Below are 19351 nucleotides of genomic sequence, written 5' to 3' on the forward strand. Positions count from 1 at the left end.
AAACACAATAAAAGATTAAAGACCTTTAAAGCACGATAAGGATTTACTTATGGCGATTAACGAAAAACAGCTCCTTTTGGACGAAGCAAAATACTGCTCACATGGTGACACAGTACACTATGTAGAACCGCCAAAAATCTTTACTAACTGCGAAGGCAGCTATTTATATGACGACCAAGATACACCATATCTTGACCTACAAATGTGGTATTCAGCGGTAAACTTTGGTTATAAAAACCCACGTTTAAGCAATCGTTTAATTGAACAAATTAACACATTGCCACAAGTGGCAAGCCAATACTTACACCCAACAAAAATTGAACTTAGTAAAGTCATTGCTGAAGATATTTTCAAAAAAACAGGTGAAGTTGGTCGTATCCACTACAACGTGGGTGGCTCACAAGCCATTGAAGACTCACTCAAAGTGATTCGTAACTTCTGTGGCGGTAAAAGCCGTATGTTTGCATTTGAAGGCGGTTATCATGGCCGTACTTTAGGTGCATCGTCAATTACATCAAGCTATCGCTACCGTCGTCGCTATGGTCACTTTGGTGAACGTGCACACTTCATTCCATTCCCGTACCCATTCCGTCGTCCAAAAGGTATGACCGCTGAAGAATACGGCGACAAATGCGTTGCAGAATTTGCCCGTTTATTTGAAACTGAATACCACGGTGTATGGGATCCAAAAGTAGGTGAAAGTGAATTTGCCGCATTCTACATGGAAACCATTCAAGGTACAGGCGGTTATGTTATTCCACCACAAAACTTCTTTAAAGGCCTGAAAAAAGTCCTCGATGACCACGGTATTTTATTAGTGGTTGATGAAGTACAAATGGGCTTTTACCGTACAGGTAAGCTGTGGTCTTGGGAACACTTCGGCATTACACCAGATATCACTGTATTTGGTAAAGCACTCACCAATGGTTTAAACCCATTGGCAGGTATTTGGGCAAAAGAAGCACTGATTAACCCAACGACTTTCCCTGTCGGTTCAACGCACTCAACATTTGCCTCGAACCCACTCGGTACTGCGGTAGGTCTAGAACTGATGACTATGTTGGCTGAAAAAGACTACGAAGCACAAATCATGGAAAGTGGTGCATACTTCCTAGAAGGCTTAAAAACACTCCAAAAACAACATGTTGAAATTGGTGATGTTGATGGTTTAGGCTTAGCATTACGTGCAGAAATCTGTCAAGCCGATGGTTTCACACCGAACAAAGAATTACTCGACAAAATGGTAGACATTGGTTTGTCTGGTACTTTAGAGTATCAAGGTCAAAAATGTGGTCTTGTACTCGATGTAGGTGGTTACTACAAAAACGTGATTACATTTGCACCATCACTTGAAATTAGCCGTGCAGAAATCGACCAAGCATTGGTGCTTTTAGACCAGCTCTTGACTCGTGCTAAAAAGGAAATGTAAAACCGACTTATGGACAATGGTTTTAATCATCTAGAGCCTAACTGTCTGGTGGATGCTTTTTTACAGCATCCACCACAAACTTTTAAGGCACGTACACTCGATGCATCTTTTTATGCATTTAGCACCCAATTTAACTTACTCACCACGCTCGATGCACCGCTACGTAAGAAAATCCAATCTTTGATTGGCTATCAGCACTGGCAACGACTGGTTCATTTCCCAACCCAATTTATTGGCACAACCGTTACCGAATATACCCCTCTACCCACACAGCACACACCTAAACAACTACTAGAGCAAATACAGCCGTACTGTAAACAACACAGTCTTACCATCATTAAAGACTTACCCATTCAGTCGCCACTCCTGCCCGAACAAGACAACCTATTTAGCAAACAGCTCATTCAAGAAGCACAAAAACAAGGCTTTTTAGCAGTAGAAGGGCAAGCTTTGGCCTATGTAAAAATAGACTTTAATGACCAAGATGACTTTTTAAGCCGATTTTCCAAAAGCAGACGCAAAAACTTTAAAAGAAAACTCAAGCATTTAGAAGAATTACGCGTTGATGTCAAACATACAGGCGATGACTACTTTAACAGCACAGACACCCTTAAACAGCTCTATGCGCTATATCTAGAAGTCTATCAACAAAGCGATATTCACTTTGACTTACTCAGCCTTGAGTTTTTTACCACCATTTTGCAACAAGCAAGCCAAAATGGTCGTGTGTTTATGTACTGGAAAGAGCAGACTTTAGTCGGTTATAACATCTGTTATATCTATAACAATGCTTTAATTGACAAATATATTGGTCTCAACTATTCCCTTGCACTCGATTACAACTTATATTTTATTAGTTGGTTTGTAAATTTAGACTATGCCAAAACCCATGCACTCGACGTATACGTTGCAGGTTGGACAGACCCTGAGGTCAAAGCACAGTTAGGGGCACAATTTACATTTACACAACACCTTGTATGGGTAAAATCGCCCATGCTTCGTTTTATACTAAAGAAATTCAGACATTTATTTGAGTCAGATGCCCATTGGCATCAGCAGCAAGAAACATAGGGCAAACGACCGTGACACGACCACCTGTTATTTTAAATTTTGATGACTCATCTGCTCAGCCCAATTCTTGGCAACGTATTGCACTGCAATCATGGCAAGAAAAAATTCGTTTTGGTTGCAAATGGCACGACTTTAAACAATTAGAAGCACATTTAAACACCCAACTACCCGCACCTGATCAACAAGGCTGTGCTTTACTGGGCAGTGGCGACTACCACCATCTAAGCTATTTACTACTCTCTCGTTTAAAGCAAGATGAACCAATTCACCTGGTGGTCTGTGACAATCACCCCGACAACATGCGCTACCCTTTTGGGATACATTGCGGCTCATGGGTGTATTGGGCAAGCCAACTACCACAGGTTGCACGTATAGATGTCTTAGGCATTAGTTCTAATGACATCAGTTTAAGCCATGCATGGGAAAACCATTGGTCACCGCTTAAAAAAGGTAAATTACATTATTGGAGTGTGCAGCAAAATGCCAGTTGGCTAAAACGCATTGGTGCAAAGCATGCAGCACATCATTTTGATTTCCCCGATGCACTCATGGCTGAATTTTTAACCACCTTACAAGCAGTTAATCTACCCATTTATTTATCGATTGATAAAGACATTTTATCTAAAGATGTGGTGCAAACCAATTGGGATCAGGGGCAATTTTTAGAACAACACCTACACACGCTTATTGATGCATGCCAAGGGCGTTTAATGGGTGCCGACATTACTGGAGATATTTCTTTATACCAGTATAAACAATGGTTTAAAGCATTTTTAAGCAAACTAGATGCACAAGAAACCATGCCCGAAGAACAGCTCACTATTTGGCAAGATCAGCAACAAGCCCTAAATACTCGCCTAATTGAACGTATAAATACCGCTTGGCGTACTTAAACTATTGTTGCTGTTGTTTATAAATTTTTGCCTCACCTTTGGCAAGAAATAACACACCAATGACAATCAGAGCCATACCACACACTTTAAATGCAGTTAATGGCTCATTAAACAACCATACTGAAAGTAAAGTCACGCTCACCAGCTCAATGTGCGATGCTGCTACTGCTGGGCCAATCGGTGCTTTTTCTAGTAAGGTCATCCAAGTAAAAAATGAACCAATATAGCCAATCAAAGCGCCATAAATCCACACATTACCAAAGACACGGAGTAACCATGGCACATCAAAAGTAAGTGGCATGGCATGGTTTGATGCGAGCTTAAAACTGACTTGAGCCAATGTATCAAATAACATCAACACAGAAAAACCAACCAAATAAAACAATCTCATAAGCCTAACCCAATCACTGCAACCCCTGCACTAATGAATAACACGCCAATCAACCGCTCTTTGGTCAGTTGTTCTTTAAAAAACAGTCGCCCTGCAATCATAATCACAACAATATTAATGCAACCAAGCATCACACCATCAGACAAAGGTACTAGCGACAAAAACGCAAGCCAGACCACAAACTCAACCACATAGCAGGCAATGCCTAGCCACAGCATGGGCATTTTCGCAAAAGCGAGCCAACGTGCTTTACCTTCATAAGCTAAGCCTTTAATCGCCAAAGCTTTGAAGGCCAACTGCCCGACAGTGTCTACAGCAATGGTAAACATCCAAACCATGACCACTAATGCATTCATATTGATATCCTAAACATTGGCTGGCGTATACTGCTCCATAAATGACAAGGAGTCTGTCACCACTTGCTCACGATCGTTATCAATAGTAATCATGTGATAGCTTTTTTTCAGCCAAACCAACTGCTTCGGCCCTTGTACTTGGTCATAAATCAGTTGGCTATTTCTACGGTGTGCCACATCATCATCATATGCATGAATGAGTAAACAGGGTGCAGTAATACGAGATAAGTGACTTCTCACCACTTTAGACAAACATTGTAATTGATATAATGAGTGAAATGGATTACCAGGCAGTCCTGCTTCGCTGCTATCGCCATGTTGCATAGAGTGCACAATGCGTTGTCTGAGTTTTTCGTTATAAATACCAAACGGCTCGGCTTCATCAAACGTGGTCTTTCTAAATAAGTTTAAGTGATAGCTTAATGGAAGTAACCACGGTGCGACGAACTTTGACCACCAAGGAATACCCCAGCCATCATATTTAAATGTGGGACTATAACTCATTACACCACTCACACGATGCTCACTGGCGTAATTCAGTGCAAGCAATGCCCCCATAGAAAGCCCTCCCACAAAAATATGGTCAACATGTTGCTTGAGTTGCTCAGCTGCATCACAGACACTTTTGTACCAATCTTGCCACGTGGTATTCACTAAATCCTCAACAGTACCACAATGCCCCGCAAGCTGTAGTGCCATTACAGTATAGCCTTTTTGATGAAAACGGCGTGCAAGACCACGCATTTCATTGGGTGTACCTGTCAAACCATGAATCAGTAAGATTCCTGTACGGTTTCCCTCTAGTAAAAAAGCGTGATCTGCTATCATAAACTGACCTTTGTCATCCCCTGTAACTGTACAAACTGCCCAAGCGAGGCACTAATTTCATCAAAACGACTAAATGCCACATGGCTAATTTTATTTTTTTGGCAATGTTTTAACAGTGATGTTTTGGCATATACATAATCTGCACGCTCAGATAAACAAAAATCTGAACGTCCATCGCCAATTAAAATGGTTTTATATTGTTGGTGCTGTTTAGACACTTTACACTTACACGTTCCCGACTGGGCATTACAACTTTTACTGGCATTTGGAAAGGCCAACTGCCAACGGTTTTCACTCACTTGCTGGAGTTGATTGGCAATCACAGGCACATGCATTAAATTATATTTTGCCAAAATATAACGAATCACTTGGTCTAAACCATCACTAACAATGGTCAGAGGTATACCATAATATTTCGTGAGCTTCACAAATTCTATAAAGCTTTCATCAATTTTTATATTTTGTACAAAAGCTTCTAGGTCTTTCTTACTGACATTCAAAAGTGCAATTTGGCGTTGCATACATTCTTTAGAGCCAATTTTTCCTTGCTCCCACAGCTCCTCTATCTCTTGCCAACCGTCATCGGCAAAAGTTTCAAGCAAAACATCTGTGGTATCTTGCAAACTAATCGTACCATCGAAATCACAAAGTATTTTCCAGTTGTTTTTTCGATACTGTTCAACATTCATCAAAAGCATATTATCGGCTCTACAGATTTCTTAGAAGCGACCTAAGCACTTTTTAGTAATTTAGGCTTTTATAGTATAAAGATGATTTATTAAGGTATGCTTATACTTTATAAAATATATAAATGAATTAACAAAAAATTTCAGCGGATACGTCAAATAACGTCAATCTAATGGTCTGAAAATTGCTTTCACCTAGCACATATTAAATTTTATTCAATACGTCATTCAAGAGTACCTCTATGAAAAAAATCATTTCACTTTGTTGCATCGCCTTTGCCACAACCCAACTACATGCCGAATCCCGCTTACAAAGTGTCATTAATAAGGGCACACTCGATGTTTGCACCACAGGTGATTACAAACCATATAGCTTTTTAAAAGCAGATGGCCAATATGAAGGCATTGATATTTCTATGGCAGAGTCCTTAGCGAAAAGCTTAGGTGTGAGAACTAACTACGTAAAATCGACGTGGAAAACCCTCACGCCAGACTTAGTTTCAGGAAAATGTGACATTGCTATGGGGGGTATTTCCGTGACCCTGACTAGACAACGCCAAGTGTTTTTTGCCAACCGTATAGATGTCGATGGCAAAGTACCACTCGTACGCTGTAATGACGTAAAGAAATATCAAACTGTTGAACAAATCAACAAGCCTTCTGTCCGTGTGATTGAGCCTGCAGGAGGTACAAATGAAGCCTTTGCGAAGAAGTACTTACCCGAAAGTAACTTAACACTGAGCCAAGATAACTTGGGTATTTTCCAACAATTGGTCGATAAAAAAGCGGATGTAATGGTTACCGAAGCCTCTGAAGCACTGTATCAGAAAAAGCACTACCCAAGCCTATGTGCGGTCAATACTCAAAAACCGTTACAGTATGGCGAAAAGTCATATATGCTCCCAACTGATGACATCACTTGGAAACTATATGTAGATCAATGGCTTCACCTTGCCAAAGAAACTGGAGAATATCAAAAAATTCTTGAAGGGTGGTTCTAAATCTCATGCACATGGTAGGCAAATATTGCCTACCATGTGTACTAAATTAATTGAGCTTGGCAAGCTGCTCCGCTAGCTGAGTATCGGTTTCACTGGTTAATACTGCATCTAATACATCAAGCACTGCTTCTTTTTCATTATGCCCGACCACATAATCTGCAACTTGTTTTAACTCAGGTATTGCATTATCCATTGCCAGACCAAATTTGGCCATTTTCACCATTTCAATGTCATTGTTATTGTCACCAATAACAAGCGTTTCATCTGCACTCACATTCCAACGCTGTTGCAAAAAGCTTAAACCAAACGCTTTATGTTGCTTTGGTACAATGAGATCTATAAAACCAAAACCACTCGACACCATTTTGACCTGAGCATTTTTAATATAAGACTTCTGATTTAAGGCCTGCGTCAGCTCATCAAAATCGTAGTTACTGGTATTAATGGTAATTTTACAGACGAGGTCATCCACTTGAAGTAAATCCTCTACACAAAACAGGCGTTTAAAATACTTATTGAGTTTCGGCATGTTTTCAGCAGGGGTTTGCTCATCAATATACGCACCCTCTTTACCACATAAAATGATACCTTCAGCATAATCCACCATCAGATCTGCCAGCATCACTTTCGCGACTTGGGGGTCAAAGTGGGCAAAATTGACTTCAGTTGTGCCATCAACGACAAAGGCACCATTTTCAGACACATATGCAATTTGATCTTGAATATCAGAAAAATAGTTTTTTAAGGTATAAAGTTGGTTACCACTGGCTGCAACAAAATGTATACCCTGCTGTTGAAGCTGAGAGAACTGCCTTAAAAAACGCTGTTTATTGTACTGTTTTTCTCCATTTAAAAATGTACCATCCATGTCTACAGCGATGAGTCTAACTGGCATTTTTACCTCTCGTGGGATCAATATTACATCACCATTATTTATCGTACTTGGTTTATTTGTTTAGAATTATCTTAGCAAAATATGACGCCATCATGAATAAAAAGCCACGATATATTACAAAAATTTAAGCAATTTTAAATAGTTTAAATTTTTGTGTTATAAAATTTTATTTTTAATGCCTTTACCTCTTATAACAACCTTTCATTAAACGAATAAGTTAAAGTAATTGATAATTAGTTTCATTTGGATAAAATATAGTTACATTTATTCACAGTTTCTATCAATTATGTCAGATTATTGTCAAAGTTTCTTATTGAAACCCTTATGTGCAAGTTTATTTGCAATCTCCATTCAAAGTTTTGCAGCCGAAAATACTAGTAGTGATGTAACTCAACTTGAAACCATTCAAGCGGAGTCAAACAAGTCTTCGAGCATGAAAACTGCAACAGGGCTTGAGCTCACTCAAAAAGAAACCCCTCAATCTGTTTCTGTGGTGACACAAGAACAAATTAAAGACCAAGGCTTAACCACTGTCACAAGTGCAATGAAACAAGCTACTGGTATTAATGTCATTCGTGATAGCGGTCGCTTCCGTTTTCAATCTCGTGGTTTTTATATTGACCAAATTGAAGAAGATGGTTTGAGTAGTACGGTGGCAGGTTCAGGCTCAAATCCTCTTAGAACCTCCTCAAGTTTCACCGACTTAGATATTTATGACCATATTGAAGTGGTGCGTGGTGCAACAGGTTTGACACAGGCATATAGTGAACCAGGTGGTACACTTAATGCTGTACGTAAGCACCCAACCAAAGATTTTCAAATGCAAGGCTACCTACAAGCAGGCAGTTGGAATAACTTACGCTCTGTATTTGATGTCTCTGGCCCATTAAATGCAAATAAAACTGTACGTGGTCGATTTGTTGCCATTGGTGCAGACAGTGATTCTTTCAAAAATAATGTCTCAAAAGACAACAAAACCTTTTATGGTGTTTTAGACTTTGACCTCACCCCTGCAACACTTTTACGCATTGGTGCAATGTATCAAAAGTCACATGAAGTGCCAGATTACTTCGGTATTCCTATGGCATCAGGTGGCGTAGATTCTGGTTTACCAGCAAGTACTTACCTCGGCTCAAGTTGGTCTAAACTCGACTTTGAAAAATATAATGCTTTTGCAGAGCTCGAGCACAAATTTAATGATGACTGGATATTAAATGCACAAATTAATAGTAATTGGAACAAGTCACTACAAAATGTAGGTGCTTTAGGACAATTAGGAACAAGCTATAGTGGCTTAACCAGTAGCAACCAAAAAGTGGCGATGAATAACTATCAATACTATGACAATAGTAGCGATGAACTGACAGCTAAAATCTCTTTAAATGGTAAATACAACCTATTTAATGCCACACATGATGTATTTGCGAACTTAAACTATGTGAGCACCTATGAAAAATCTGAGTGGCGTCGTATTTTAAACTCAACATCATATAATGTAACCACATTTGACCCAACATCGGTGGCTGCACCGAATTGGAATGGGGCTTTAAACTTAAATTGGTTCTACACCAACTATATTACGCAAACAGCAGCCACTTTAGGTACACGGGTTAATTTACTCCAAGACTTTCATTTAACTCTTGCAGGTCGCTACGCACAGTCTATTACGAATGGCAGTACTTACTATGCCCTTACTGGTGGTAAAACAGATGGTGAATATGCTAAAAACCGTGAAGTGAAGAAGAATAAGTTTATTCCATATATTGGTCTAACTTATGACTTAACAGACAATACTAGTCTATATGCTAGCCACACCGAGATCTTTAAACCGCAGTCTGCACGTAATTCATCTGGGCAAATTTTAGACCCTGTCGTGGGCAAAAATGATGAAATTGGAGTTAAATCTGAGCTGTTTGGTGGTCGCTTAAATACCTCTTTAGCCTTATTCCAAATTGAACAAGAAAATCGTGCGATTACCGATCCAAACAATACCAGTTTCTCAATCGCTGAAGGTAAAGTGCGTAGCCGTGGGGTAGATGTTGAAGTTTCTGGTAAAGTCACCAACGACTTAGCAGTTTTTGCAGGCTATACCTACAATAAAAGTAAGTATCTAAAAACTGAAAGTTCAAGCTATGCTGCAGGTACAAACTTTAGTAAACACACCCCTGAGCATATGTTTAAATTGTATTCACAATATCAGCTTCCTGGGGCACTTGAAAAATGGTCAGCAGGTGTAGGTGTGACTGCACAAACGGATACCAATAGTTTGTATAACATTTACCAAGGAGGTTACACCCTTTGGAATGCGAACATTCGTTATAGCTACTCAGAAAACCTATCATTTAACGTGATTGGCGATAACATTACCAACAAACGTTACTATGAAAACAACCGTGTACGTATCAACGGTGGGAACAACTTCTTAGGTAGCCCAGCCAGCGTATTGGTTCGAGTAGACTGGAAATACTAAGTTAAGCCCCTAAACATAGCGTGCAGGTCATGCTATGTTTTACCTACCCCTTTGGCCATCTTTTCCACTTCTTTAATGGTCTTTTTAATGGGTTCAACCCCTAAAATGGCAAATAAATTAATATTTTTCTGATTCGACTGCGACAGCATATCCACTACACTTTTCTCTCCTCACCCAACCAAATGGCGACGGTAAAAGTAAAATGTCAGTAAAAGTGTTGTTAACAACATCGCAACGAGCATCACCCAAAACCCCTCAGGTGATTTCAAACCGGGAATCGACTCAAAATTCATACCATAAATCCCCGTAAGCAACGTCAGCGGTGCAAATATGGCTGTAATAATGGCTAAAATACGCATATTTTCATTAGTTTGATTTGAGATTGCAGAAAAGTGTAAATCTATAGCCGATTGAATCGATTGGCGTAAGCGTGACGTATGCTTTTGTATTCGTTCAACATGACTCACCAAATCATTAATTCTGACCAAAATTAAATCTAAACTGTCTACAGATGATGGTGCATCATGTGCATGATGGTGATTTTCTACTACCTCATCTCTCAGCTCTTGTAAGGTTTCAATTTGCTCTTCACACAAGTTTTCCACTTGCTGAAATGCCATATTTTCTTGCAACAATTGTTGCCACTGCTTGAAGTAGTGCTTACCTTGAAGCAATTCTGTTTGCCAAAATTCGACCCGACGCGTTAACGGTGTACGTAATCCTAAATAATCATCAATCATGCTATTGAGTAAACGCAGTGCTAAATTTAACGGTGTGCTTGGCAAACGTCTTAACTTATGCTGTTCAGCCACGTTTTTTTCTAATAATCCACAAAGTCGGTCTAAATAATTTTGCATCGACTTATTGCCACGCTCTCGTACCGTAATCAGGTACTTCCCTGTAATAATAAAATTAACAGGTGTGGTAAATAAGCCAAACTCACTTTGATGTTGCTCACCCGACAAACTGTCAAAAATTTGTTGATCTTCAGGCGTCATAATTTTACGAAACGTTAAAAAATCATACTCTTCCATGGTGTCAAAACCACAAGGGTGTTCGATATTTAAAATATCTGCAATATGAAATTCATTTAACACCAAATTGGTCTGAGTTTTTATTTGCTCTTGCCAAACATCTACCGTATGTACAATATCGTCTCTTAGACAGTCAATCCAAATAAAGTCAGTGTGTTCTTGGTGAGAATGCTGTGATACAGATAAAACCCCTGTGTCTTGGTGACGATAAAAATAGTAGCTTTGCATACATTCAATCTTATTTATTTTGGAATATACATATTGTGGAGCGAAAAAAAGCCCGCATCAAGCGGGCTTTTTCAGTTTAAGACATAAATTAAGCTTGTTCGATGTCTTTCATAGATAATTTAATACGACCACGGTTGTCTACATCTTGCACTTGTACTTTAATTTCTTGACCTTCAGTCAATACGTCAGTCACGTTTGCAATACGCTCATTTGAGATTTGTGAGATGTGTAATAGGCCATCCGTACCTGGCATAATATTTACAAATGCACCAAACTCTACAATACGAATCACTTTACCTTGATAAATTGTGCCCGGTTCAATTTCAGCTGTCAGTGCTTGAATTTTTGCAATCGCTGCACGTGCAGCCGCTTTCGTTTCACCAAATACACGCACTGTACCATTGTCTTCAATATCAATGGCTGCTTTCGTTTCTTCAGTAATTTGACGAATGGTTGCACCACCTTTACCAATCACATCACGGATTTTATCAGGGTTAATGCTGATCACTTCAAATGTTGGTGCATGTGCAGAAATTTCAGGGCGAGCACGAGAAATGACTTTATTCATTTCATTCAAGATATGCATACGACCTGCATAGGCTTGATTTAATGCAACTTCCATAATCTCTTCGGTAATCCCTTCGATTTTAATGTCCATTTGCAGTGCAGTGATCCCGTTTTCAGAACCTGCAACTTTAAAGTCCATATCGCCTAAGTGATCTTCATCACCTAAGATGTCAGAAAGAACCGTAAAACGCTCGCCTTCTTTCACTAGCCCCATTGCAATACCTGCAACTGGTGCTTTTAATGGTACGCCTGCATCCATCAGTGATAATGATGCACCACATACAGAAGCCATAGATGATGAACCATTTGACTCTGTAATGTCAGATACAATACGAATCACGTATGGGAAACGGTCAATCGGTGGCAATACGGCTTGTACACCACGACGAGCCAAACGACCATGACCAATTTCACGACGTTTTGGACCTGTTTCACGACCTGTTTCACCTACAGAATATGCAGGGAAATTATAGTGCAACATAAAGTTGTCAGTTTTTGTACCTGACAATGTGTCCACCATTAAGGCATCACGCGTGTTACCCAAAGTCGTTGTTACAAGTGCTTGTGTTTCACCACGAGTAAATAATGCTGAACCGTGTGCACGGTCTAGTACACCCACTTGTACATCTAGACCACGAACAGTTTTATTGTCACGGCCATCAATACGCGGTTTACCAGAGACAATATTGTCACGTACAGTACGGTATTTAAGGTCTTCAAATAAGTCATTTAACTCATCTGCAATACCGCTTTCATCATTTTCAGGAACGAACTGCGCCACTGCTTGCTCATAAAGCGCACCTAGTGCTGCGTAACGATCTTGTTTTACAGCAATGGTATATGCTTCTGAAATTTTTGCTTCAAATGCTTCTTTCAGTTTTGCACGTAGCTCTTCATTTTGTGTAGGAGCAGTCCACTCAGTTTTCTTCGTACCGACTGCAGCTGCAAACTCATTAATTGCTTGTACTACAATTTGCATTTCGTCATGACCGAACAATACAGCACCGAGCATTTGGTCTTCTGACAATTCTTTAGCTTCAGATTCAACCATTAATACCGCAGATTCTGTACCTGCAACAACAAGGTCAAGATCAGACTGAGCAAGTTGCTCATGTGATGGGTTTAAGATGTATTCACCATTCACCAAACCAACACGTGCAGCACCAATTGGGCCACGGAATGGGGTATCTGCAATAGCAAGTGCTGCAGATGTACCAATCATTGCAGCAATGTCTGCATCCATGGTTTTGTCTGAAGATACAACTGTTGCAGTCACTTGTACTTCGTTGTAATACCCTTCAGGGAACAATGGGCGAATTGGACGGTCAATTAAACGTGAAATGAGTGTTTCTGCTTCAGAAGCACGGCCTTCACGTTTACCATAGCCACCAGGAATACGACCTGCTGCATATTGTTTTTCTTGATAGTTTACAGTCAATGGGAAAAAGTCTGTTCCTGCTTTTGCAGTCGGTTGAGCAACCACTGCAACAAGTACAGTTACGCCACCCATAGTGACTAAAACAGTATTGGCTTGACGTGCAACACGACCTGTTTCTAGTACAACTTGGTATTGGCCATATTGAAATTCTTTACGAGTCACATTAAACATTGACATATATTGTTATTTCCTAATTAATTTATTCTAGTGGAGACCCCTAAGGTTTGGCATTTATAGTAATACAGTTTCATGTTTTATAAATGACAAAACTTAGAAGCCGACCTCACTAGATTTTAAACACAAAGAAGGAGCGATCATTCGCCCCTTCTTAGATTGCTTAGCAAACTAAGCTATGCTTCATTTTCAGCGCGAATGTTATAAATAACATACGTTGTACCGAAAAATCGCTCAATCGAATTAACGACGTAAGCCTAAAGCACCAATTAACGCAACATAACGACCGTGGTCTTTACCATTTAGGTAGTCAAGAAGTTTACGGCGTTGGTTAACCATACGAATCAAACCACGGCGACCATGGTGATCTTTTTTGTGTGCTTTAAAGTGACCTTGCAAGTCATTGATTTGAGCAGTAAGTAAAGCCACTTGAACTTCTGGTGAACCAGTGTCATTTTCTGCACGTGCAAATTTAGCAATGATTTCTGCGCGATCTGTAGTTGTTAAAGACATTCGATTTCTCCGAGATGCTTAAAATTTAAAAAATGATATAAAACAATTTATAAAAAAACTGCCTGCCATGCATCACTACAGCAAGTGCATATTTTAAGTGAAAAGTGTACAAATTGCAAAATGCTTTTATCAATTGCGTAGAATTAAGCAATTTATATTTTTGTATAGTTGCTTTTGCTTTTTAGCTTAAATCATCTCTTACTTAAGTATTCCAACCTTAGTGGAATTTTTTTACCTATCCATATTGAACAATCTGTATGAGCAAGCACTTCATCATCCAATTCAGGATGAATAAAAATACTATAATCTTTTTCATATTGTTTAAAAAACAATATAATTTCATTTACAACGTCTTCAGAAAACTCCAGCATAAACATTGGCTTTGGTAAAGGCCCAGCTGGAGGTAATAACAAAGGGAAAATTGTGGCTAAATGAGATATTTGACTTGTTACCTTTTCATGGATCTTTTTAATATGTTGAACCTCAACCAAATCAAAAAAGAAATGTAAATGGTAAATTACGGATAATTTCTTTGGCGTATCATTCATAGGGCTACTACTATTAGATATTTATAAAATAAATATTAGGTAAACTATTCAAACCACAGACATAAATCTAGACTTATTCGAACCATTACACTAACATCAATAGAGTTGAGCCAAAAAGCGTAAAAAGCATTTTATTTTGATTCCTCTATTATATAAACAATCATCTTTATAGCACAGCATACTTTTTGATACACCACCAAGTATTAACATTTAACGAACATCTAAAACTTTATGCGAGTATATATTCTACTCCTTAGCGTCAAATATATGTCTAAAATGGACAGTCTTAATATAAAAAAGCCCAAGTTTCCTTGGGCTTTTTTATTGCGCTATATTGTTATTATAATTTTGACTGTTTTTGTGTTTTAGTCGTTATGCTTTATTGTGTTCCTGTGTTGTTTTACTTTGTTCTATTTTGTTCCCACATCTTTATATTGCCATAATAAAATCAGCGTTATAGTAGTTTTTGACTGTATTGTTTGTACGAAATAACTTACACAAGAACATATGAATTAAAACAGATTCCTAATACTGTATTTACACAGCAAACAAAGTCATACTAACCATTACATTCCCCTCTATTTATGACAACTATTACCTGTTAATGTCACCAAAAATAACTCAAGATTACTGTCAAACACACCTATACATGCCCCCTACATTTAGGTTAACGCTATTTTTTTAACATGCTCCGATATTTATTTTAAGTTCATGCAACATTAGCAATTAAACCTGCTACTATTAAGCAATGCTTGACGGAGTGCGAGTAACAACTCGCTGAGATCACCCTAGAAATATACTTTCTTAATGGTGAATACCGTTGAACCTGATCAGGTTAAAACCTGCGTAGGAATCAAGCCACCACAAATTGATACCCTCTATTGCCTATCTATTGACAAGATCAGGCAACCATTTGCATTCACTTTTTGGCAGTGCTTGATTCGTTGATTTTCATAAGGATCATTGCCATGAAGCAATTAACGAATCTGTCTAACAAACACTCTCACATTGAGCAAGATGCTCAAGACCTCACCCGTATACTCCCTGCGTCTCAAAAGGTCTATATCGAAGGCTCAAACCCTTCTATACGTGTACCAATGAGACAAATTACACTCTCAGATACCCCAGAAGGTTTAGGTGGAGACTCAAATGGTGCAATTTTAGTCTACGATACATCTGGAGCATACACAGACCCTCAGGTAAACATAGACCTAAACAAAGGGCTTCCTAAAGTACGTCAAGAGTGGATTGAACAACGACAAGATACTGTGCAACTCAACGGTTTAAGTTCATTGTTTGGCAACCAACGTGCTAAAGATATTCGAACTGAAGACATTCGCTTTCAACACATCCAAAAACCAAGACAAGCCAAGCCCAGTAAAAATGTCACACAAATGCACTATGCACGACAGGGTATCATTACCCCCGAAATGGAATTTATTGCCATTCGTGAAAATCAACGCCAAGCAGCTTCGGTTAATACCCAACAACATGCAGGTCAAAATTTTGGGGCACAAAATATAAAGCAGATTACTGCCGAGTTTGTACGTCAAGAAGTGGCCTCAGGTCGTGCAATTATTCCTGCCAACATTAACCACCCCGAAAGCGAACCAATGATTATTGGGCGTAACTTTCTGGTGAAAATTAATGCCAATATTGGTAATTCTGCTTTAGGCTCATCTATTGATGAAGAGGTCGCTAAAATGACATGGGCCACCCGTTGGGGTGCAGACACCATCATGGATTTATCTACAGGTAAAAACATTCATGAAACACGTGAATGGATTATTCGTAATTCACCCGTCCCTGTAGGTACAGTACCTATTTATCAGGCACTTGAAAAAGTCGATGGCATTGCTGAAAACTTAACGTGGGATATCTTTAAAGATACCCTGATTGAACAAGCCGAACAAGGGGTTGATTACTTTACAATTCATGCAGGTGTTCTGCAAGAATATATCCCGCTTACAAGCCAACGCTTAACAGGCATTGTGTCACGTGGCGGTTCAATTATGGCCCAATGGTGTATGACACATCAAAAAGAGAATTTTTTATATACGCATTTTGACGAGATATGCGACATTATGAAGTCGTATGATGTATGTTTTAGTTTAGGTGATGGATTACGCCCAGGCTGTATTCAAGACGCCAATGATGCAGCACAGTTTAGCGAACTTAAAACCCTTGGTGAACTCACACAACGGGCATGGGCACATGATGTACAAGTAATGGTTGAAGGCCCAGGCCATGTACCTATGCACATGATTAAAGAAAACATGGACTTACAACTTGATGTCTGTAAAGAAGCTCCTTTTTATACCTTAGGCCCACTGACTACAGACATTGCACCAGGATATGACCATATTACCTCAGCCATTGGTGCAGCCATGATTGGTTGGTATGGCACAGCCATGCTCTGCTATGTCACACCAAAAGAACATTTGGGGTTACCCAACAAAAAAGATGTCAAAGATGGCATTATCACCTACAAAATTGCAGCCCATGCCGCTGACCTTGCCAAAGGACACCCCGGTTCACAGGCCAGAGATAATGCACTGTCTAAAGCACGGTTTGAGTTTAGATGGGATGATCAATTTAATTTAAGTTTAGACCCAGACACCGCACGTGAAATGCACGATGAAACACTTCCAAAAGAGGCACATAAATCAGCACATTTTTGTTCAATGTGTGGGCCTCAGTTTTGTTCGATGAAAATCAGTCATAAGGTGAAAAATATTGCTCAGCCTGTGACTTAAAAACTCACAATGCCACACAATATGGTCAGATATTCAAGTATCTGACCATTTAATTCATTTTATACCAGTAAAAGAAAAGCCTTTTAGTCTCTCCCAAAACTAAAAGGCTCAGTAGCTTTTACACTTATTTGATTAACCCACGCTTCATTGTAAGTTTGCAGTCTTTCGAATATTTATAGTTATTCTCTGCATTGTTATTTGATCTTTCCCGATCAAACTTATTGTGTAAACCAATCATCGCAAAAAACCCACAGACGCACTATTGGTCAATGGCTCTATTTCTTGTACGCTATTTCGTACATTATGTATCAATAAAATCAGCCAAACCACTGTGCCGTGTGGTTTGATGACTCAGTGCCCGAGCAAATGCAGTTTGATCGACCAACAGTGTCACCACTTTTTTAGCACGAGTAATGGCCGTATAAAGCAATTCTTGGCTAAGTAACTGTTCGGCCGCAGGCTCTAGCACAACAGCGGTATGCGTAAACTCTGAACCTTGTGATTTATGAATGGTCATGGCAAATGCGGTTTGTATATGTTTAGGTAAGCGTGTTGCCAGTACCCATTTCGCTAAACTTGGAAAATACACTTCAAATTGCGTTGGATCTTGTCTATGTTTAAAACAAATGCCTACATCACCATTTGACAGTCCAAGCTGATAGTTATTTTCAGTCATCATGACAGGACGACCAACATACCAATCACCACTGGCTTGCGTATATGCCACCAAATGCTCTAAAAGTTTGGCCTGCATATCATGATTTAACTGTGTCACGCCAAAGGTTCCATAACGCATGGCCGTCAAAATACGGTAGTCATCAAAAGCCTTTAATACCGCCTCTTGTTCAGGGCTTAAATCTGTATTTTCAGCATAGGTTTCAGATTGAAAATACTGCTCTAATGCTACGGCATAACCTTGAAAACCATACCAGAGCGACTGTAAATGCTCGTGTGTTTTCGCAGATGTCACTTTGGCTGTGTCTTCGATATATTGGAGCTGAATCAGATCTTTTTCTAGCATAGAGATCTGTATAGGTCTGAGTTCACTCGGCTGAACAATTTGCTGTTCAAATGCAATAACCACATCATGACTTGCGTTTTGTGGCTGTTTTTGCTGTTGAATAAATTGAGCCATACGTCCAATCTGTGCATCACCACTAAAACGGCGACTATATTTTAATTCCACCACATGAGATTCTAATAGCTGACTTCGTTGTAAGTCACTCAGTACCGTACCCACATCTACAGAAGACAACTGATTTGCATCACCCAATAAAATTAAGCGCGTACCTGTAGCAATCGCTTCAAACAGTTGTGTGGCAAGATTAAGGTCTAGCATTGAGGCTTCATCAACCACTACCACATCATAAGGAAGTGGCTGAGCTTGATTAAACTGTGCTCGGCCTTTTTGCCCAATTTTCAGTAATCGGTGCAAAGTCACAGGTTGTAGTAGTTGCAACTCAGGAGTCATTAAACGAGGCTCTAAGTCTGCAAATGCATTTTTCAATGCCTCTTGCATACGCTGTGCTGCTTTACCTGTAGGGGCAGCCATCGCAATGCGTAAATGTGCCACGCTGTGGTTGAGTGCGGCAATAATACGTGCCAATGTGTAGGTCTTTCCTGTACCTGGCCCTCCTGTAATCAGGCTCAAACCACTGCTTGCAACCCATTCAAGGGCTTGCTTTTGGTGGGGGTCTTTGAGTAGCCCATCATAAGCTGCACTGTCTACCACCACCACCGACTGTTGACTTAGGCGGTGTACTTGCTGTGCCAAACGTCGCTCAAGTGCATAATATCTGTACAAATAGAGTCGATTATTGCAAAAAACGAAGGGGCTGATCTGGCTTTTATCTGCAAAAGACAATAGACTACGCAACCTCTTCGCATGCAGTGCTGTTAATTCTAAACAACTGTTTCCTTGAGACGCGGCAAAGAGTACGGCATGTATTAGGTTTTGAGCAGCGATTTTATCATCTGCGTTGGTAAAATCAGCAGCGTTTGTCAGATAATCTGACCACTGTATGACCCACGGCTCTAACTGCATTTCTTGTTTTTCTAGGTTATTCACAGACA

The 19351-nt window shown here is 39.5% G+C and carries 14 protein-coding genes, 2 pseudogenes and 1 riboswitch; of the genes and pseudogenes, 6 read left to right on the top strand and 10 right to left on the bottom strand.

Going from position 1 to position 19351, the window contains the following annotated elements; translation table 11 throughout:
- The first annotated feature begins 49 nt into the window (after positions 1–49).
- Genes I2F31_RS06360 through I2F31_RS06370 form a run of 3 tightly spaced genes read left to right on the top strand, consistent with a single transcriptional unit; the run spans position 50 to position 3393 of the window.
- A complete protein-coding gene (locus tag I2F31_RS06360) occupies positions 50–1429 on the top strand; it encodes an aspartate aminotransferase family protein (protein WP_195769452.1) in 1380 nt (459 codons plus the stop codon).
- Between the two features lie 9 nt (positions 1430–1438).
- Entirely contained in the window at positions 1439–2500 is a 1062-nt protein-coding gene (locus I2F31_RS06365) for a GNAT family N-acetyltransferase (RefSeq protein ID WP_195773645.1), read from the top strand.
- A gap of 11 nt (positions 2501–2511) precedes the next feature.
- On the top strand, positions 2512–3393 hold the full coding sequence (locus I2F31_RS06370) for a hypothetical protein (protein ID WP_195769454.1): 882 nt from the start codon (positions 2512–2514) through the stop codon (positions 3391–3393).
- A gap of 1 nt (position 3394) precedes the next feature.
- Here I2F31_RS06370 and I2F31_RS06375 read toward each other — a convergent pair whose 3' ends face one another.
- From I2F31_RS06375 to I2F31_RS06390, 4 genes are read right to left on the bottom strand one after another with little or no spacing between them, the layout of a single operon-like run.
- A complete protein-coding gene (locus I2F31_RS06375) occupies positions 3395–3784 on the bottom strand; it encodes a DMT family transporter (protein ID WP_195769455.1) in 390 nt (129 codons plus the stop codon).
- Complete coding sequence (locus tag I2F31_RS06380; protein ID WP_195769456.1) at positions 3781–4140, bottom strand: EamA family transporter; 360 nt, start codon at positions 4138–4140, stop codon at positions 3781–3783. The genes I2F31_RS06375 and I2F31_RS06380 overlap by 4 nt, the downstream gene beginning before the upstream one ends.
- 9 nt (positions 4141–4149) lie before the next feature.
- On the bottom strand, positions 4150–4968 hold the full coding sequence (locus tag I2F31_RS06385; protein WP_195769457.1) for an alpha/beta hydrolase: 819 nt from the start codon (positions 4966–4968) through the stop codon (positions 4150–4152).
- Positions 4965–5666, bottom strand: coding sequence for an MtnX-like HAD-IB family phosphatase (locus I2F31_RS06390; protein ID WP_195769458.1), 702 nt, complete (start codon positions 5664–5666; stop codon positions 4965–4967). Before I2F31_RS06390 ends, I2F31_RS06385 begins: the two co-directional genes overlap by 4 nt.
- Positions 5667–5896: 230 nt before the next feature.
- Here I2F31_RS06390 and I2F31_RS06395 point away from each other — a divergent pair, with 230 nt between their 5' ends.
- Positions 5897–6655, top strand: coding sequence for a transporter substrate-binding domain-containing protein (locus I2F31_RS06395; protein WP_195769459.1), 759 nt, complete (start codon positions 5897–5899; stop codon positions 6653–6655).
- 46 nt (positions 6656–6701) lie between these two features.
- Here the strand turns inward: I2F31_RS06395 and I2F31_RS06400 are convergent, their stop codons facing one another.
- Positions 6702–7550 carry a Cof-type HAD-IIB family hydrolase gene (locus I2F31_RS06400; RefSeq protein WP_195769460.1) on the bottom strand — a complete coding sequence of 283 codons (849 nt, stop codon included), beginning with the start codon at positions 7548–7550 and terminating at the stop codon, positions 6702–6704.
- A 286-nt stretch (positions 7551–7836) separates the two neighbouring features.
- Here I2F31_RS06400 and I2F31_RS06405 point away from each other — a divergent pair, with 286 nt between their 5' ends.
- Positions 7837–10020 (top strand): TonB-dependent siderophore receptor, encoded by a 2184-nt coding sequence (locus I2F31_RS06405; protein ID WP_195773647.1) that lies wholly within the window; start codon positions 7837–7839, stop codon positions 10018–10020.
- 32 nt (positions 10021–10052) lie between these two features.
- Here the strand turns inward: I2F31_RS06405 and I2F31_RS06410 are convergent.
- The 4 genes and pseudogenes from I2F31_RS06410 to I2F31_RS06425 form a co-directional block, all read right to left on the bottom strand.
- A pseudogene (locus tag I2F31_RS06410) lies at positions 10053–11282 on the bottom strand (magnesium transporter CorA family protein).
- An 88-nt stretch (positions 11283–11370) separates the two neighbouring features.
- The gene (pnp, locus tag I2F31_RS06415; protein WP_195769480.1) at positions 11371–13458 is read right to left on the bottom strand and encodes a polyribonucleotide nucleotidyltransferase; all 2088 of its coding nucleotides are present in this window, start codon (positions 13456–13458) and stop codon (positions 11371–11373) included.
- A gap of 246 nt (positions 13459–13704) precedes the next feature.
- A complete protein-coding gene (gene rpsO / locus I2F31_RS06420; protein WP_092746390.1) occupies positions 13705–13974 on the bottom strand; it encodes a 30S ribosomal protein S15 in 270 nt (89 codons plus the stop codon).
- 191 nt (positions 13975–14165) lie between these two features.
- On the bottom strand, positions 14166–14522 hold the full coding sequence (locus I2F31_RS06425; protein WP_195773648.1) for a DOPA 4,5-dioxygenase family protein: 357 nt from the start codon (positions 14520–14522) through the stop codon (positions 14166–14168).
- 746 nt (positions 14523–15268) lie between these two features.
- Positions 15269–15392, top strand: a riboswitch (TPP riboswitch).
- A gap of 98 nt (positions 15393–15490) precedes the next feature.
- Here I2F31_RS06425 and thiC point away from each other — a divergent pair.
- Positions 15491–17275: pseudogene (thiC, locus tag I2F31_RS06430) on the top strand (phosphomethylpyrimidine synthase ThiC); the annotation flags it as partial.
- A 304-nt stretch (positions 17276–17579) separates the two neighbouring features.
- On the opposite strand, the gene recD reads toward thiC, so the two are convergent.
- Complete coding sequence (recD, locus tag I2F31_RS06435) at positions 17580–19346, bottom strand: exodeoxyribonuclease V subunit alpha (RefSeq protein WP_323127565.1); 1767 nt, start codon at positions 19344–19346, stop codon at positions 17580–17582.
- Positions 19347–19351: the final 5 nt, after the last annotated feature.

This window comes from Acinetobacter rathckeae, from assembly GCF_015627125.1.
GTDB lineage: Bacteria > Pseudomonadota > Gammaproteobacteria > Pseudomonadales > Moraxellaceae > Acinetobacter > Acinetobacter rathckeae.

What these genes read in the sequence shown, in the direction of transcription:
- I2F31_RS06360 (WP_195769452.1), top strand. Translation starts at nt 50, where the DNA reads ATGGCGATTAACGAAAAACAGCTCCTTTTGGACGAAGCAAAATACTGC.
- I2F31_RS06365 (WP_195773645.1), top strand. Translation starts at nt 1,439, where the DNA reads ATGGACAATGGTTTTAATCATCTAGAGCCTAACTGTCTGGTGGATGCT.
- I2F31_RS06375 (WP_195769455.1), bottom strand. Translation starts at nt 3,784, where the DNA reads ATGAGATTGTTTTATTTGGTTGGTTTTTCTGTGTTGATGTTATTTGAT.
- I2F31_RS06380 (WP_195769456.1), bottom strand. Translation starts at nt 4,140, where the DNA reads ATGAATGCATTAGTGGTCATGGTTTGGATGTTTACCATTGCTGTAGAC.
- I2F31_RS06385 (WP_195769457.1), bottom strand. Translation starts at nt 4,968, where the DNA reads ATGATAGCAGATCACGCTTTTTTACTAGAGGGAAACCGTACAGGAATC.
- I2F31_RS06390 (WP_195769458.1), bottom strand. Translation starts at nt 5,666, where the DNA reads ATGCTTTTGATGAATGTTGAACAGTATCGAAAAAACAACTGGAAAATA.
- I2F31_RS06395 (WP_195769459.1), top strand. Translation starts at nt 5,897, where the DNA reads ATGAAAAAAATCATTTCACTTTGTTGCATCGCCTTTGCCACAACCCAA.
- I2F31_RS06400 (WP_195769460.1), bottom strand. Translation starts at nt 7,550, where the DNA reads ATGCCAGTTAGACTCATCGCTGTAGACATGGATGGTACATTTTTAAAT.
- I2F31_RS06405 (WP_195773647.1), top strand. Translation starts at nt 7,837, where the DNA reads ATGTCAGATTATTGTCAAAGTTTCTTATTGAAACCCTTATGTGCAAGT.
- pnp (WP_195769480.1), bottom strand. Translation starts at nt 13,458, where the DNA reads ATGTTTAATGTGACTCGTAAAGAATTTCAATATGGCCAATACCAAGTT.
- rpsO (WP_092746390.1), bottom strand. Translation starts at nt 13,974, where the DNA reads ATGTCTTTAACAACTACAGATCGCGCAGAAATCATTGCTAAATTTGCA.
- I2F31_RS06425 (WP_195773648.1), bottom strand. Translation starts at nt 14,522, where the DNA reads ATGAATGATACGCCAAAGAAATTATCCGTAATTTACCATTTACATTTC.